Here is a 16,369-nt window from a genome sequence, read left to right as displayed (position 1 = left end):
TGTTGCACGCATGACAGACCTCCAGAAAGGGGACGCCGTACAGTAAGTTTAGGAGCTAGCAACACTTAACGCAGACATAGCCAATGAATTCGCCCCTACCCAGAGTTCGGACGGACCTGGTGATGGGCAATCGGTGGGAACGAATTCATCCGCGATGACGAAGCATCGGCGTAACCCCGGTTCGCGAATGAATTCGCTCCCACCGGCGTGCGCCCTACGACTCCATTTCCGGATGCACCGGCAGGTGCACGGTGAAACAGGTACCTTTGCCCGGCTCGCTTTCCACGTCGATGCGCCCGCCGTGCTTCTTCACGATGCTGTAGGACAGCGACAGACCCAGCCCCGTACCGCTGCCGATGGGTTTGGTGGTGAAGAAGGGTTCGAAGATGCGGTTCATGTTCTCCGGGGAGATGCCGGCGCCGTTGTCGCGGATGGACACCCACACCCAGCCGTCGGAAGCGCCGGTGCGGATGGTGATGACACCCTCGCCCTGGATGGCGTGGGCGGCGTTGACCAGCAGGTTCATGAATACCTGGTTGAGCTGCGAAGCCAGGCAGGTGACCTTGGGCAGGTCGCCATATTCCTTGACCACCCGCGCCTTGTACTTGATTTCGTTGTTGGCGATGTTGAGGGTGCTGTCGATGCCGTGGTGCAGGTCGGCTTCCAGCCAGTCGGACTCGCCCACGTGGGAGAAGTCCTTGAGCGCCTGGACGATGTCCTTGACCCGTTTCAGCCCCTCCTTGGATTCCGCCATCAGGGCGACGATATCGCTCTTGAGGAACTCGATATCAGCGTCCTGCTTCATCCGGGCGAGGTCATGCAGCACGCCCTGCCCCTCCGGCACCTGGGCAACCACGTCGTCATAACGGTCGATCAGGTCCAGCAGCGTCTGGATGTAGTCTTGCAACGCGCCCATGTTGGAGCTGACGAAGCCAACCGGGTTGTTGATCTCGTGGGCGATGCCGGCGGCCAATTGGCCGATGGAGGCCATTTTCTCGGATTGCAGCAACTGGTCGTGGGCCTCCTGCAGCTTGCGGATCAGCGATTGCTGCTCTTCGCCCACCTTGCGCAGGGCCTCTTCCGCGCGCTGGCGATCCTCGACTTCCTGTTGCAGACGCAGGTTCTGCGCCGTCAATTGCTTGTGCAGGTTGCGCAGGCTCAGGTGGGTGGTGACGCGCACCAGTACCTCTTCCACCTGCAACGGCTTGGTGACGTAATCCACGCCGCCGACGCCAAAGCCGGTCACCACGCTGCCGGTGTCGGTCAGCGCGGTCATGAAGATCACCGGTATCTCCCGCGTCTGTTCGGCGGCCTTGAGACGGCGGCAGGTTTCGAATCCGTCGATGCCGGGCATCATCACGTCCAGCAGAACCAGATCGGGCCGTACGAATTCGGCGCGCTTCAAGCCTTCCTCGCCGTCCTGGGCGACCACCACGCGAAAGCCCTGGTCTTCCAGGTAATCCGCCAGAACACCGACGTTCGCCGGCGTATCGTCGACGATGAGGATGGTATGTTCCTGAGGCTCGACCTCACTGAGCGTACTCATTGGCTACTCCGTTCCACACAGGCTTCGACCAGCTCGAGAATTGCCTTGGAGCGATATTCCTTCGCCAGTTGACGCAGTTTTTCGGCGAACGGTTTCAATGCGGCATCCACCTGTTCGATGTGATCGGCGTGGCGCCGGATATCACGCATGTTGCCCACCAGCGCCAACTCGTACAGCACGTTCAGCTCGCTCTGCGGGGGCGCCACGAATGCCGCTGCGGCGGTTTCCTCCTCGGCCGCCTCGGGCGTGTCGTCATGGATCAGCTCCAAGCCCAGCAGTTCGCCGATCACATGCAGCAGGCGATTCTGCTGCACCGGCTTGGTCATGAACACGTTGGCCCCCGCAACCAGGCTTTGATTCTGGTCCTCCGGGGTGACGCTGGCGGAAATGGCGATGATCGGTACCTGTTCCAGCCCGTCCAGCTCACGGATGTGCCGTGTCGCCTCCAGGCCGCTCATCACCGGCATCACGATATCCATGAGAATCGCATCGGGCCTGATCTCCCGGGCACGGGCCACGCCCTCCTCGCCGTTTTCCGCCAGGTGAATGTGGAAGCCCAAGGAGCCGAGCAGGTCCTTGAGCAGTTCACGGTTCGCCGCGATGTCGTCGACCACCAGAATGGTCTTCGGCTCGCCCCGGTAACCGATCACGCTCAGCTCCGTCTGCGGAGTCATCACCGCATCGTCACTCAGCGGCACGCTCAGCTCAAACCAGAAGGTGCTGCCCCTGCCGGCGGCGCTCGAGACCTGGATGTCGCTGTCCATCAGGCGCACCAACTGGCGGCTGATGGATAGCCCCAGGCCGGTGCCGCCGAAACGGCGCTGCGACTCGCCGACCTGCTCGAAGGGCTGGAAGATGCTTTCCAACTGGCTGTCATCCATGCCGATGCCGCTGTCCTGTACCTCGAAGCACAACCGGCAGGTCGTTTCGTCCTGCTGTTTCACCTCCACGCGCAGGCTGACGTAGCCGCTGTCGGTGAATTTCACCGCGTTGCCCAGCAGGTTCAGCAAAACCTGGCGCACGCGTTTTTCATCCAGCAGCACCACCGCCGGCAAGTTCGGCGCCAGGTGAAGGTTGAAACTCAGGCCCTTCTGCTCCGATTTCACCCGGATGATGTCGGCGATGCCCATGAGGAAGACGTTGAGGCTGACCGCACTGGGGAAGAGTTCGAACTTACCCGCCTCGATCTTGGCCAGGTCCAGCAGGTCGGTGATCAGCATCAGCAGGTGTTCGCCGCTCTGCTGGATGGTTTGCAAGCCCACCGCTTGCCGCTCGGTCAGGGCCTTGTCGCGCTTGAGCAATTGGGCGTAGCCGAGGATGGCGTTCAGCGGCGTGCGCAGTTCGTGGGTCATGCTGGCGAGGAAGGTACTTTTCGCCTGGTTCGCCACCTCGGCCCGCTCCTTGGCGGCGAGCAGCTCTTCGGTACGCTTCTGCACCAATTCTTCCAGGTGGGCCCGGTGGCTCTGTAGTTCCTGCTCGATCAGGGCGCGCCGCTCGATGTCCTGCTGCAACGCCTGGTTCTTCGTTTCCAGTTCGTTGAACAGCGCCTGCAACGCCTGGCGCGTGGATTCCAGGCTGACGCCGAGGCTGCCCAGTTCGTCGCGGCGCTGCCAGATGAAGGGCCGGGACAGGTCGCGACGAGCCAGGCGTTCCGACTCGTCCATCAAGCGTTTGATCGGCGCCAGCAAACGTCGTTGGAGGAGAATGACGATCAGGATCAGGCTAAGCAGCAACTGCCCGGTCACCGTCCAGGCCAGGATGCGGCGGTCGATGCGGGTCTGGCTGTCGAGCATGCCGGTGTCCATTTCCAGGCTGACGTGGCCGATGACCTTGTCGTCGTTCGTCACATCGCGGTCCAGGGTGAATTGCCGACCGGTACGGCGCTCGGGATATGCGCGACTGAGGAAGTCGATGCCGTTCTCGTCGCGGACGCTGATGGCGACGATCCGCAGGTCGCCCAGCAGCGATTCGAACAAAGGCCGTCCGCCTTCGTCATTGAGGTTCCACAGGGGCTCCTGCATGCCCAGGGCGAGGATTTCAGTGAGGCGCCGATGCTCGGCGCTGAAGCTTTCGCTGAGAGCCTGTTCGCGGTAGCCCAGGGTGAGGAAGCTGCTAACCGTGGCCGGGATCGTCAGCCCGATGATGACGGAAAGCACGATCGAGGCGCGCAAGCCCAGATGCATCGCCCGGCCGGTTTCCTTTGACGCCATCCGCTCCCCCTGTTGCCGATCGCCCGTCTGCCACCCACTCCGACAGCTCCAAAGGGAGAGAATAGTCCGCGGGAGCGCGCATAGGGATTTTCCTGAGCCTCCGATGTATCCGCCCCTGGATGCCCTACTCGCTTGACGGGAGTCAAGATTCCCCGTCCCCGCTTGCCTTACAACTCAGTGAAGCCAAGCGAACGGGAGCGCGAGATGAACAAGCAGCATCAATGGAACGTTGGCTACTTCCTGATCGCCTTCGCGGTGCTCCTGATGTTCCAGGAATGGTGGGCATCGCGTAACGCCGTCGAAGCCTTGCCCTACAGCGAATTCGTGCGCCTGCTGAAGCAGGACAAGCTCACCGAGCTGGTGGTCGAGCAGCGGCAGATCAGCGGCAAGCTCAAGGAGCCGGTCAACGGCCGCAGCTACTTCGTCACCGAGCGGGTCGAGCCCGCCCTGGCGGACGAACTGGCAGCAACCGGCGTGACCTTCCGCGGCAAGGCGGAAAACACCGTGCTAGCCAGTATCCTCGGCTGGGTGCTGCCGTTCATCCTCATAATCGCGCTGTGGAGCTTTTTCTTCCGCGGTATTGCCGAGAAGCAAGGCTTCGGTGGGCTGGTCAACGTCGGCAAGTCCAAGGCCAAGGTATTCGTCCAGCGCGATACCGGCGTGACCTTCGCCGACGTCGCCGGCATCGACGAGGCCAAGGCCGAACTGGAGGAAGTGGTGTCCTTCCTCAAGGACCAACCCAGGTACAGCCGCCTCGGCGCGCGGATTCCCAAGGGCATCCTGCTGGTCGGCCCGCCCGGCACCGGTAAGACACTGGTGGCCAAGGCGGTGGCCGGGGAAGCCGGCGTGCCGTTCTTTTCCATCTCCGGCTCGGAATTCGTCGAGATGTTCGTCGGCGTCGGCGCCGCGCGGGTCCGCGATTTGTTCGAGCAGGCGCGCAAGGCCGCGCCCTGCATCATCTTCATCGATGAGCTGGACGCCCTCGGCAAGATGCGGGGCGTCGGTGCCTTTGGCGGCAACGACGAGAAGGAGCAGACCCTCAATCAGTTGCTCGCCGAGCTGGACGGGTTCGACCCGCGCGAAGGCGTGGTGCTGCTGGCCGCCACCAACCGCCCGGAAATCCTCGACCCCGCCCTGCTCCGCGCCGGCCGCTTCGACCGCCAGATCGTGGTCGACCGCCCGGACCACAAGGGCCGGGCGGCGATCCTCCAGGTACATATGAAACGCATCAGCGCCGGCCCGGACGTGGATGTCGATCGGATTGCCGGAATCACCATCGGCTTCACCGGTGCCGATCTCGCCAACCTGGTCAACGAAGCGGCGATCACCGCGACCCGCCGAGGCGCGGAGACGGTCGGCATGGTCGATTTCACGGCGGCGGTGGAACGCCTGGTCGCCGGTGCCGAGCGCAAGGGCCGCCTGTTGCAGCCCCACGAGCGCGAGGTGGTGGCGCATCACGAAATGGGCCATGCCCTGGCGGCGGCCCTGCTGCCCGGCATGGATCCGGTGCACAAGGTTTCGATCATCCCACGCTCCATCGGTGCCCTGGGCTACACCCTGCAGCGGCCCACCGAAGACCGCTTCCTGATCACCCTGCAGGAGCTGAAGAGCCGCATGGTGGTACTGCTCGCCGGCCGTGCCGCCGAAGAATTGGTATTCGCCGAGGTTTCCACCGGTGCCGCCGACGATCTGGCCAAGGTCACCGATATCGCCCGGCAGATCGTTACCCGCTTCGGCATGAGCGAACTGCTCGGCCAGGCCGTGCTGGAACGGCAGAGCGCCAGCTACCTCGGCGACCACATGATCGGTGTACGCGAGAAGGACTTCTCCGAGCAGACCGCGCGGGAGATCGACCTGGCCGTCAAGGGGCTGATCGATGAAGCCTATGCACAGGCCAAGGAACTGCTCGCCACCCACCGGAACGACCTGGAACATGGCGCCCGCCTGCTCCTGGAGAAAGAAACCCTGACCCCGGACGACTTTCCACCGTTGCGCCCGACGATCAGCACCGTGAAGTTGGCGGCGATCCGGTAGGCCTAGAAAGCGTGCATTCCCACGCAGAGCGTGGGAACGATCCGCTCCTGTCGGTCAATCCTTGCCGGCCTGCTCCACCCTGCTCAGAAACACCAGGACGACCAGGGCCAGCAGCGTGGCGAGGATCGCCGAGGTTTCCCGCCCCAGCCCCACGGCCACGCCAATGGCTGCGGTCAGCCAGATGTTGGCGGCGGTGGTGAGCCCTTTCACGTGCTCTTCGTCGCTGCCCTTGAGGATGCTGCCGGCGCCGAGAAAGCCGATACCGGCGATGACGCCCTGGATCACCCGGCTCAGGTCCGCCGCCGAAGTGCCGGCCTGCTGCGGCACCATCACGAACAACGCGGCCCCCACGGCAACCAGCATGTGGGTCCGCAGCCCTGCCGCCTTGCCCTTCTGCTCGCGCTCCCAGCCGAGTAGCCCACCCAACAGCGCAGCCAGCAGCATGCGCACGCTGAAACGCGTGAGTTGAGCCACATCGGTCAAATCGGAAAATTCTTCCGCCAGCGTCGCCGCGACCGTCTGCCACCAGCTCATGGAGCCTCCGCTTGCCAGCAACATCCTCAAAGGATGGACAGACAGCCAAGCCCGGAGTTGCCGGTACCGAGGTTTTTCCCGTTCGGCCTCAACCGATCCGCCCGAGCATGGTCAGACAAGAGAGAACCCGCAGAACCCGGAGGACACCGCCATGGCGGTCGAAATAGACATCGACAACGCTTCCTGTCGTTTCAGCGTGGAAGGCATCGAATACCACAAGCCGCTCTCCGAAGTACGCATCACCACCGATGCGCAGGCACGCATGTCGGTATTGGAAAGCGGCGCGGCCCGCCTGCTGATTTCCGAGGACGAAGCCCAGCGCCTGGTAGCGGCCGGCGCGGCGGACGAGCGTCGGAACCTGATCGAGGATGAGTGAGGGCAGCCTCACGGTTCTACTCGCGATTGGCAGCGCGAAAGCTTCGCCAGCAGAGCTGGCTCCTACGAAAAGCGGTGCGAGTGGCATCGATCCTGTGGGAGCGGATTCATCCGCGAATGCGGTCTTTCGGTCCATCGCGAATGAATTCGCTCCCGGGCGCAGCCCTTGTAGGGACGAATTTATTCGCCCTATCAGAGTCCGGTGTTGCCTTTGTAGAAACGACGAGCTCTGCTCGCGAACTGGGCCGAGCGAAAGCTTCGCCAGCAGAGCTGGCTCCCACGAAAACACAGGCTTTCGTAGCTCGGATAAGCCTTGGCTCAATCCGGGAGAGCCTGTTCCCGGATTGCGCCGGCGCTTATTCGGGCTACAGCCAGCACTGGGGCGTCAGTGCTCGTCCCAGGTCCCTCCCAGCGCGGTGATCAGTTGCACGCTGGCGGTGAGGCGGCTGCCCAGCAGGCTCAGCGCGGTGCGTTCGTTGTTCAGGGCGGTGGCCTGGACGGTGACCACGCTGTTGTAGTCCACGGTACCGGCGCGGTACTGGTTCTCGATCAAGCGCAGCGACTCGCGGGCGGCGTCCAGGGCGTCCTGGCGTACCCCAGCCTCGCGTTCCAGCACACGCAATTGCACCAGATAGTCCTCCACCTCGCGGAAGCCATCGAGCACGGCCTGACGGTACTCGGCCACGGTCTGGTCGTAGCTGGCTTCGCTGCGTTCCAGCTCGGCGCGGCGCGCGCCGCCGTCGAACAGGGTCAGGGCCAGCTGCGGCCCCAGCGACCAATAACGGTTCGGCACCTCGAACCAGTCGGCGAAGCTGCTGCCGCTGTAGCCGCCGTTGGCGGACAGGGTGAGGTCCGGGAACCAGGCAGCTTCGGCGACGCCGATCTGCGCGTTAGCCGCCATCACCCGGCGCTCGGCGGCGGCGATATCCGGGCGGCGTTCCAGCAGTTGCGACGGCACACCCGCGGGCAGCGCCGGAAGGCTCGGCACCGCCTCGCTCGGTGCAATGGCGAACTCCGCCGGCGGAACGCCGATCAGCACCGCCAGCGCATGTTCGATCTGGGCGCGCTGCCATTCCAGGTCGATGGCCTCGGCCTGGGTGCTCTTCAACTGGGTCTGTGCCTGGGTGACATCGGACTTCGGCACGATGCCCGCGCGGTACTGGTTTTCGGTGAGTCGCAGGGAGCGCTCGTAGGCCGCGACCGTGGCATCCAGCAGGCGCTTCTGCTCGTCCAGCACGCGCAGTTGCAGGTAGTTCTGCACCAGTTCGGACTGCATGCTCAGGCGCATCGCCGCAAGGTCGGCTTCGCTGGCCTCGGCACTGGCGCGGTTGGCCTCTAGGTTGCGGCGCAGCTTAGCCCACAGGTCCAGCTCCCAACTCACGCCCAGGCTGGCGTCGTAGGTCTTCGAAACGCCACCGCTGGAGGTGCTGAAGGTCTGGCCGTTCGCCGTGGTCACGCTGCTGTCGCCACCGCCTCGGCCGGAACGGGTCACGCCGGCGTTGCCGGAGAGCGTCGGGAAGAATCCGGCCCGCGCGCTGCGCACCAAGGCACGGGCCTGACGGTACTGCGCCTCGGCGGCGGCGACGTTCTGGTTGTTCAGGTTAAGCCGCTGGACCAGCGCGTCCAGTTCGGCATCTCCGTACAGCGCCCACCAGGCACCCCGCTCCACGGCATCGGCCGGCTGCGCCGGCTTCCAGCCTTCGGCCTCGCGGTACTGCGCGGGCACCGTCAGTTCGGGGCGCTGGTAGTCCGGACCGAGAGTGCAACCGGCGAGCAGCATGGCGAAAAACGCAGCGCCGGTGGCATGCATGAGCTTTCGGCGGGTTCCGGGGCGATCTGGAAGAAGAGCATTCATAGCGGAGTTTCCAACGAGGCGTCCGTCCGCACGCCGCGCCAGCGGTTGACACGGTGGCGCAGGCGGTCGAAATACAGGTAGACCACCGGGGTGGTGTAGAGGGTGAGCAACTGGCTGAGCACCAGGCCGCCGACGATGGCGATACCCAGCGGCTTGCGCATTTCCGAGCCCTCGGCGCTGAACAGGATCAACGGCAGTGCGCCGAGGATCGCCGCCAAGGTGGTCATCAGGATCGGTCGGAAGCGCAGCAGGCAGGCCTGGCGGATCGATGCCTCGGGGCTGAAATGCTCACGCCGTTCCAACTGCAGGGCGAGGTCGATCATCAGGATGGCGTTCTTCTTCACCACGCCGATCAGCAGGAACAGACCGAGCAGGGAGATCAGGCTGAACTGCTGGCCGAACAACTGGATCGCCAGCAGTGCGCCGACCCCGGCCGAGGGCAATGTCGAGAGGATGGTCAACGGGTGGACGTAACTCTCGTAGAGCACGCCGAGCACGATGTAGACCACCAGCAGCGCACCCAGCAGCATCAGTGGCTGCGCCTGCTGGGCCTTCTGGAACACCCCACCGGTACCGCCCAGCATGCCCTGCACGTCGGTGGGCAGCCCAACCCGGGCCACCGCCCGCTCGATGGCGGCGGTGGCCTGTTCCATGCTGATGCCGGGGGCCAGGGAGAAACCGATGCTCTCCGCGGCGAACTGGCCCTGATGGTTGACCCGGTCCTCTTCCAGGCTGCGCTCCCAGTGGGCGAAGGTGGACAGCGGCACGCGTGCGCCGTCCGCCGTGATCACCTGGACCTGCTCCAGCACTTCGGGGCTCTGGGCGTACTTCGGGTCGACTTCCATCACCACGCTGTACTGGTTGAGGCTGTCGTAGATGGTGGAAATCTGCCGCTGGCTGAAGGCGTTGTTCAGCACCGCCGTGACCATGGCCATGTCGATGCCGAGGCGCTTGGCCGTTTCACGGTCGATCACCAGGCGCACCTGCTGGGCGCCCTCGCCTTCGTTGGCGTCGATATCGGTCAGTTCGGGCAGTGCCGCGAGCGCATCGCGGACCTTGGGCAGCCAGATGCGCAGGTCGTCCAGGTCGCTGGCCAGCAGCACGTATTCGTTCGAGGTGCTTCGCCCTTCCCGCCCACCGAACTGCAAGTCCTGGTCGGGCATCAGGAACATGCGTCCGCCGGGCACCTTGGGTACGCTCTCGCGCAACCGGTCGATCACTTCCTGGGCGGAATCCGTGCGTTCGCCCATGGGTTTCAGCCGCACGATCAGAAAGGCATTGTTGATCCCGCCGTTGCCGCCGATGAAGCCGGCCACGCTTTCCACCGCCGGGTCGGCCAGCACTGCGCGGCGATAGGTTTCCATCTTCGGCTGCATGACCTGGAACGACAGGCCGTCGTCGCCGCGGACCATGCCGATCAACTGGCCGGTGTCCTGCTGCGGCATGAAAGTCTTGGGCACCGCAACGTACAGGTAGACGTTCAGTCCAATGGTGGCGATCAGGCTGAACAACGTCAGCCGCGAATGAGCCAGCGCCCAGTCCAGGCTTCGCCGATAGCCTTCCAGTACCCGCTCCTGCAAGCGCTGGCCGAAACGCCGCAGGCGGCCCGGCTCGCGCTGTTCTTCCTCACGGAGCCAGCGGGCGCAGAGCATCGGCGTCAGCGTCAGCGAGACCAGCAGCGAGATCAGGATGGCTACCGCCAGGGTCAAGGAGAACTCACGGAACAGCCGCTCGACGATGCCGCTCATGAACAGGATGGAGACGAACACCACCACCAGCGACAGGTTCATCGACAGCAGGGTGAAACCCACTTCCCGCGAGCCGTTCAGCGCGGCTTGCAACGGCGGCTCGCCGTTCTCGATGTGCCGCGAAATGTTCTCCAGCACCACGATGGCGTCGTCCACCACCAGGCCGGTGGCGATGATCAGCGCCATCAGCGACAGGTTGTTCAAGGAGAAATCCATCAGGTACATCGCGGCGAAGGTGCCGACCAGCGACACCGGTACCGCCAGTGCCGGAATCAGCGCCGCGCGCCAGCGGCCAAGGAAGGCGAACACCACCAGGATCACCAGGGCGACGGCGATCAGCAGGGTGCGTTCCGCCTCGTGCAGGGTGGCGCGGATCACCGGTGAGCGGTCCATGGCCACTTCCAGCTCGACACTGGCCGGGATCACTTCACGCAAGGCCGGTAGCTGGGCGCGGATGTCCGAGATAGTCTCGATGATATTGGCGCCAGCCTGGCGGTTGATCACCACCAGCACGGCCTGCTCGTCGTTGTAGAAGCCGCTGTTATAGCGGTCCTCCACCCCGTCCACCACCGTCGCCACGTCGCCCAGGCGCACGCTGGCTCCGTTCTGCTGGCGAATGATCAGCGGAGAGTAATCCGCAGCGCGGTCGAGCTGGTCGTTGGCCTGCACCTGCCAGTGGCGTTGGTCATCTTCCACCGCCCCCTTCGGCCGCTGAGCGCTGGCCGCCGTGATCGCCTGGCGCACGTCGTCCAGGGCGATGCCGTATTGATCCAGCAAACGCGGCTCCAGCGACACTCGCACCGCCGGCAGCGAGCTTCCGCCGATTTGCACTTCGCCCACCCCGGCCACTTGGGATAGTTTCTGCGCCACCAGGGTGGAGGCGACGTCGTAGAGCTGGCCCTTGCTGAGTACATCGCTGGTCAGCGAAAGCACCATGATCGGCGCCTGCGACGGGTTGACCTTGCGGTAGGTGGGCATGCTGCGCATGCCGCTGGGCAACAGATTGCGCGCCGCGTTGATGGCCGCCTGCACCTCTCGGGCGGCGGCGTCGATGTCGCGGTCGATATCGAAGAGGATGATGATCCGCGTCGAGCCCTGGCTGCTGCGGCTGGTCATCTCGCTGATCCCGGCGATGGTGCCGAGGGCCCGCTCCAGCGGTGTCGCCACCGTCGCCGCCATGATCTGCGGGCTGGCCCCCGGCAGGTTGGCCTGCACAGTGATGGCCGGGAAATCCATCTTCGGCAGTGGCGCCACCGGCAGCAGCCCGAAGCTCAAACCGCCAAGCAGGAGAATCGCCAAGCTGAGCAGCAACGTCGCCACCGGGCGGAGGATGAAGGGCGCGGACAGGTTCATAGCGGGGAAGCAGCCGGGAGCACTTCAAGGGGGTTTGTGGAGATGGGAGGGTTTGTTGTCCGGCGAAAGACCTCCCCCTCACCCCAAGAGGGAGCGGTTCGTGCAAAACCGAGCCTCGGTTTTACGCCGTGACTACAGGCAACACGATTACCCCCTCGCCCCTTTGGGGAGAGGGCTGGGGTTAGGGGGCAGAGTCTCGTCACACACCAATGCCCAGCCAACTCGCCAAACGCCCCCAGCCAGCGATGCTTACCGCTCCCCCCTTGCCGCTTGAAGCTCACAAGGCCACCCCCGCCGCGCTACGGCGCATGAAGCGCCGCGACTGGCGGTCGAACCAGAGGTAGATCACCGGTGTGGTGAACAGAGTCAGCACCTGGCTGACCAGCAGCCCACCCACCATCACCAGGCCGAGCGGCTGGCGCAGTTCGGCGCCGGAGCCGGTGGCGAGCATCAGCGGGATGGCGCCGAACAGGGCCGCAAGGGTGGTCATCAGGATCGGCCGGAAACGCAGCAGTGCCGCCTGGTAGATCGCCTCTTCCGGGCTCATCCCCTGGTGGCGTTCGGCGTCCAGGGCGAAGTCGATCATCATGATCGCGTTCTTCTTGACGATGCCGATCAGCAGGATGATGCCGATGATGGCGATCAGACCGAGGTCGTTGCCGGTCAGTAGCAACGCCAGCAACGCACCGACACCGGCCGATGGCAAGGTGGAGAGGATGGTGATCGGGTGGATGTAGCTCTCGTAGAGCACGCCCAGCACGATGTACATGGTCACGACGGCCGCGAGGATCAGCAGCAGCGTGCTCGACAGCGAGGCGCGGAAGGCTTCGGCGGCACCCTGGAACTCGGTTTGGATGCCGCCTGGCAGGCCGATCTCCTGTTCCACCCGTTCGATGACCTGCACCGCCTCGCCCAAGGCCACGCCGGATGCCAGGTTGAACGACAGGGTCACCGCCGGGAACTGGCCGATGTGGTTGATCAGCAGCGCGGTCGGCCGCTCGGTGATGCGCGCCAGCGACGACAGCGGCACCTGCCCGCCCTCCGCCGTGGCCACATGGATCTGGCGCAGCGCCGCCGGGCCGAGGCGGTCGGCGGCCTGGGTCTCCAGCACCACGCGGTACTGGCTGGCCTGGGTGAAGATGGTGGATATCTGCCGCTGGCCGAAGGCATCGTAGAGCGCATCGTCGATGTCGGTAACGCTGACGCCGAGGCGGCTGGCGGCGTCGCGGTCGATTTCCAGGAACACTTGCAGACCACGGTTCTGCAGATCGCTGGTGACATCGGTCAACTCCGGCTGCTGGCGCAAGGCGTCCACCAGCCTGGGCGTCCATTCCTCCAGCAGCGCCGCGTCCGGGGATTCCAGGCTGAGCTGGAACTGGGTGCGGCTGACCCGGTCCTCGATGGTCAGGTCCTGCACCGGCTGGAGATAGACCTGGACGCCCGGCAAGCGTGCCAGCTCCGGACGCAGCCGTTCGATCACCTCGCTAGCAGTGACGTCGCGCTCCGCGTGCGGCTTGAGGTTGATCAGCAGGCGCCCGCTGTTCAGGGTCGGATTATCGCCGTCGACCCCGATGTAGGACGACAGACTGGCCACCGCCGGATCGCGCAGGATCGCTTCCGCCAGGGCCTGTTGGCGCTCGCTCATGGCGCGGAAGGAAATGGTCTGCGGGCCTTCGGAGATGCCCTGGATCACTCCTGTGTCCTGCACCGGGAAGAAGCCCTTGGGCACCGCCAGGTAGAGCAGCACGGTCAGGCCGAGGGTGATCACCGCCACCAGCAGGGTCAGCGGTTGATGGCGCAACACCCATTTCAGGCCGTGGGAATAGCGCTCGATCATGCCGTCGATGAAGGCACCCGCCGCCCGGTAGAAACGCCCCTCCTCGCCAGTTTTCTCCGGCTTGAGCAGGCGCGCGCACATCATCGGCGTGAGGGTCAGGGACACCACCAGGGAGATCAGGATGGCCACCGCCAGGGTGATGGCGAACTCGCGGAACAACCGGCCCACCACGTCAGCCATGAACAGCAGCGGGATCAGCACGGCGATCAGCGAGAAGGTCAGCGACACCAGGGTGAAGCCGATCTGCCGCGCACCCTTGAGCGCCGCGTTCAGCGGCGTCTCGCCCTCCTCCAGGTGGCGGGCGATGTTCTCCAGCATGACGATGGCGTCGTCCACCACGAAACCGGTGGCGATGGTCAGGGCCATCAGAGTCAGGTTGTTGACCGAGAACCCGGCCAGGTGCATGACCACGAAGGTGCCGATCAATGACAGCGGCACGGCGATGGACGGGATCACCGTGGCCGCCAGCTTGCGCAGGAACAGGAAGGTCACCAGCACCACCAGGATCACCGCCAGCAGCAGCTCGTGCTGCACATCGCTGACGGCGGCGCGGATGGTCTGGGTGCGGTCGGTGAGCGTCACCACGTCGAGGCTGGCGGGCAGCCCGGCGGTGATCTGCGGCAACAGCATCTGGATACGGTCCACCACGTCGATGACGTTGGCGCCGGGTTGGCGCTGGATGTTCAGCAGCACCGCTTCCTGCCGGTTGGCCCAGGCGGCCAGGCGTTCGTTCTCGGCACCGTCGATGATGGTGGCGACGTCTTTCAGGCGCAACGCCGCGCCGTTCTGGTAGGTAAGGATCAGGTCGCGGTATTCATCGGCGGACTTGAGCTGATCATTGGCATCGAGCTGGGAAACGCGGGTCGGGCCGTCGAAGTTACCCTTGGGTTGGTTGACGTTGGAGGCGGTGATCAGGCTGCGCACGTCGGACAGGTTCAGCCCGTAGGACGCCAGTGCCTCGGGGTTGACGCGGATACGCACCGCCGGGCGCTGGCCGCCGGCCAGGGTAACCAGGCCGACGCCGCTGATCTGGGCGATCTTCTGCGCCATGCGGGTATCCACGAGGTCATGGACTTGCGGCAGGCTCATGGTCTTCGAGCTGATCGCCAGGGTCAGCACCGGAGTGTCGGCCGGGTTGACCTTGTTGTACACGGGCGGCGCCGGCAGGTCGTTGGGCAGCAGGTTGGTGGCCGCGTTGATCGCCGCCTGGACCTCCTGCTCGGCGACGTCCAGGGACATTTCCAGGTTGAAGCGCAGGGTGATCACCGAGGCGCCGCCGGAACTGGTCGAGGACATCTGCTTCAAGCCCGGCATCTGGCCGAACTGGCGCTCCAGCGGCGCCGTCACCGCGCTGGTCATCACCTCCGGGCTGGCGCCGGAATAGAGCGTCAGCACGCGGATGGTCGGGTAATCCACCTCGGGCAGCGCGGAGACCGGCAGCATCCGGTAGGCAATGATCCCGGCAAGGAAGATCGCCACCATCAGCAGCGTGGTGGCGACCGGCCGCAGGATAAACGGGCGGGACAGGTTCATGCGTCGCGCTTCTTCTCGTCGCCTTCGCTGGACATGGCCGGCAACGGGGTGGGTGCCGGGTCGGTGATCACTTCCACCTTGGCGCCGTCGCGCAGGCGGTCGGTCCCTTCCAGTACCAGCCGTTCGCCCAGGGCCACGCCTTCTTCGATCAAGGTGCGCTCACCATCGCTCGGGCCGGCCTGGACGCTACGCACCGAGACTTTGTCATCCGCGCCGACGACGAACACGAAGGTCCCGCGCGAACCGTATTGCAGCGCCGCGGCGGGAATCATGCTGGCCTGCCGGCGGGTTTCCACGCGCAGACGCACGTTGACGAACTGGTTGGGGAAGAGGATTTCGTCGGCATTGGCAAACCGCGCCTTCATCCGCACGGTGCCGGTGGTGGTGTCGATCTGGTTGTCCAGGCTTTCCAGCTCGCCGGTGGCCAGCAACTGGCGCTCGCTGCGATCCCAGGCCTCCACCACCAGCGGCTCGCGGCCACTGGCGCGTGCCTTGAGCACTTGCGGCAGGTCCCCTTCGGGCAAGGTGAAGCTGACGGCGATCGGCAGGGTCTGGGTGATCACCACCAGCGGCGTGGTGTCGCCGCTGCTGATCAGGTTGCCGACGTCCACCTGGCGCAAGCCGAGGCGTCCGGAGATCGGCGCGCGTATCTGGGTGAACTGGAGGTTGAGCTTGGCTTCGTTGACCGCCGCCTGGTTGGCCTGCAAGGTGCCCCGGTACTGATTCACCAGAGCCAGTTGGGTGTCCAGGGTCTGCTTGGCGATGGAGTCTTCCGCGTAGAGGCCTTGGTAGCGCTTGAGGTCGATCTCGGCGTTCTGCAACTGGGCGCGGTTTTCCTGGAGGGTGCCTTCGGCCTGTTGCAGGGCCACTTCATAGGGACGCGGGTCGATCACCGCCAGCAGGTCGCCGGCCTTGACCATCTGCCCCTCCGCGAAGAACACCTTGACCAGCTCGCCGTCCACCCGGCTGCGCACGTTGACGGTGTTGTAGGCAGTGACGGTACCCAGCGCCTTCAACTGGATGGCGAAGTCGCCCTGTTCCACCGGCGCCACGCGCACCGGCACCGGCCCGCCGTCGCCGCGTCCCCAGGGACCGCGGCCTTTCTGTTCCGCAGGCGGGCTGGGCCAGAACCACCAGAGCAGCAAGACGATGACGAGCAGGCCGAGGGCCGAGAACAACCAGCGGCGGGAAAAGCGGGAAGACGTCTGCGTGTCGGACATGATGAGCGTCACTGTTCGAGGAGCGTGAACGATAAGCAGTCGGGCCGTTCAAGCAAAGCGTCTTTACCGCTCTTTTACGCTTCCCCTGCCTCACCAAGTGCATGACCTGCAAAGAAAAACGGCC

The 16,369-nt window shown here is 64.9% G+C and carries 9 protein-coding genes; 2 read left to right on the top strand and 7 right to left on the bottom strand.

Annotated features, from left to right (window positions below; translation table 11 throughout):
* Positions 1–214: 214 nt before the first annotated feature.
* On the bottom strand, positions 215–1,546 hold the full coding sequence (locus BZL41_RS02380; RefSeq protein WP_095597817.1) for an ATP-binding protein: 1,332 nt from the start codon (positions 1,544–1,546) through the stop codon (positions 215–217).
* Positions 1,543–3,756 carry an ATP-binding protein gene (locus BZL41_RS02375; RefSeq protein ID WP_218224384.1) on the bottom strand — a complete coding sequence of 738 codons (2,214 nt, stop codon included), beginning with the start codon at positions 3,754–3,756 and terminating at the stop codon, positions 1,543–1,545. The genes BZL41_RS02380 and BZL41_RS02375 overlap by 4 nt, the downstream gene beginning before the upstream one ends.
* Positions 3,757–3,960: 204 nt before the next feature.
* Between BZL41_RS02375 and ftsH the strand changes: the two genes are divergently transcribed.
* Positions 3,961–5,790 carry an ATP-dependent zinc metalloprotease FtsH gene (ftsH, locus tag BZL41_RS02370; protein WP_095597815.1) on the top strand — a complete coding sequence of 610 codons (1,830 nt, stop codon included), beginning with the start codon at positions 3,961–3,963 and terminating at the stop codon, positions 5,788–5,790.
* Positions 5,791–5,844: 54 nt separating this feature from the next.
* Here ftsH and BZL41_RS02365 read toward each other — a convergent pair whose 3' ends face one another.
* Positions 5,845–6,324 carry an MgtC/SapB family protein gene (locus BZL41_RS02365; protein WP_095597814.1) on the bottom strand — a complete coding sequence of 160 codons (480 nt, stop codon included), beginning with the start codon at positions 6,322–6,324 and terminating at the stop codon, positions 5,845–5,847.
* A 151-nt stretch (positions 6,325–6,475) separates the two neighbouring features.
* Here BZL41_RS02365 and BZL41_RS28335 point away from each other — a divergent pair, with 151 nt between their 5' ends.
* Positions 6,476–6,700: a DUF3203 family protein gene (locus BZL41_RS28335; protein ID WP_168190928.1), complete on the top strand. Its 225-nt coding sequence runs from the start codon at positions 6,476–6,478 to the stop codon at positions 6,698–6,700.
* A 384-nt stretch (positions 6,701–7,084) separates the two neighbouring features.
* On the opposite strand, the gene BZL41_RS02355 is transcribed toward BZL41_RS28335, so the two are convergent.
* The 4 genes from BZL41_RS02355 to BZL41_RS02340 form a co-directional block, all read right to left on the bottom strand.
* The gene (locus tag BZL41_RS02355) at positions 7,085–8,509 is read right to left on the bottom strand and encodes an efflux transporter outer membrane subunit (RefSeq protein WP_095597812.1); all 1,425 of its coding nucleotides are present in this window, start codon (positions 8,507–8,509) and stop codon (positions 7,085–7,087) included.
* Positions 8,510–8,550: 41 nt separating this feature from the next.
* On the bottom strand, positions 8,551–11,655 hold the full coding sequence (locus BZL41_RS02350; RefSeq protein ID WP_095597811.1) for a multidrug efflux RND transporter permease subunit: 3,105 nt from the start codon (positions 11,653–11,655) through the stop codon (positions 8,551–8,553).
* A 277-nt stretch (positions 11,656–11,932) separates the two neighbouring features.
* The gene (locus BZL41_RS02345; RefSeq protein ID WP_095597810.1) at positions 11,933–15,025 is read right to left on the bottom strand and encodes an MdtB/MuxB family multidrug efflux RND transporter permease subunit; all 3,093 of its coding nucleotides are present in this window, start codon (positions 15,023–15,025) and stop codon (positions 11,933–11,935) included.
* A complete protein-coding gene (locus tag BZL41_RS02340) occupies positions 15,022–16,245 on the bottom strand; it encodes an MdtA/MuxA family multidrug efflux RND transporter periplasmic adaptor subunit (RefSeq protein WP_095597809.1) in 1,224 nt (407 codons plus the stop codon). The genes BZL41_RS02345 and BZL41_RS02340 overlap by 4 nt, the downstream gene beginning before the upstream one ends.
* Positions 16,246–16,369 lie beyond the last annotated feature (124 nt).

The organism is Pseudomonas sp. PIC25 (assembly GCF_002286785.1).
Lineage (GTDB): Bacteria > Pseudomonadota > Gammaproteobacteria > Pseudomonadales > Pseudomonadaceae > Pseudomonas_M.
The sequence above is the reverse complement of the archived record's forward strand: the minus strand, read 5'-3'. Positions and strand labels throughout refer to the sequence as shown.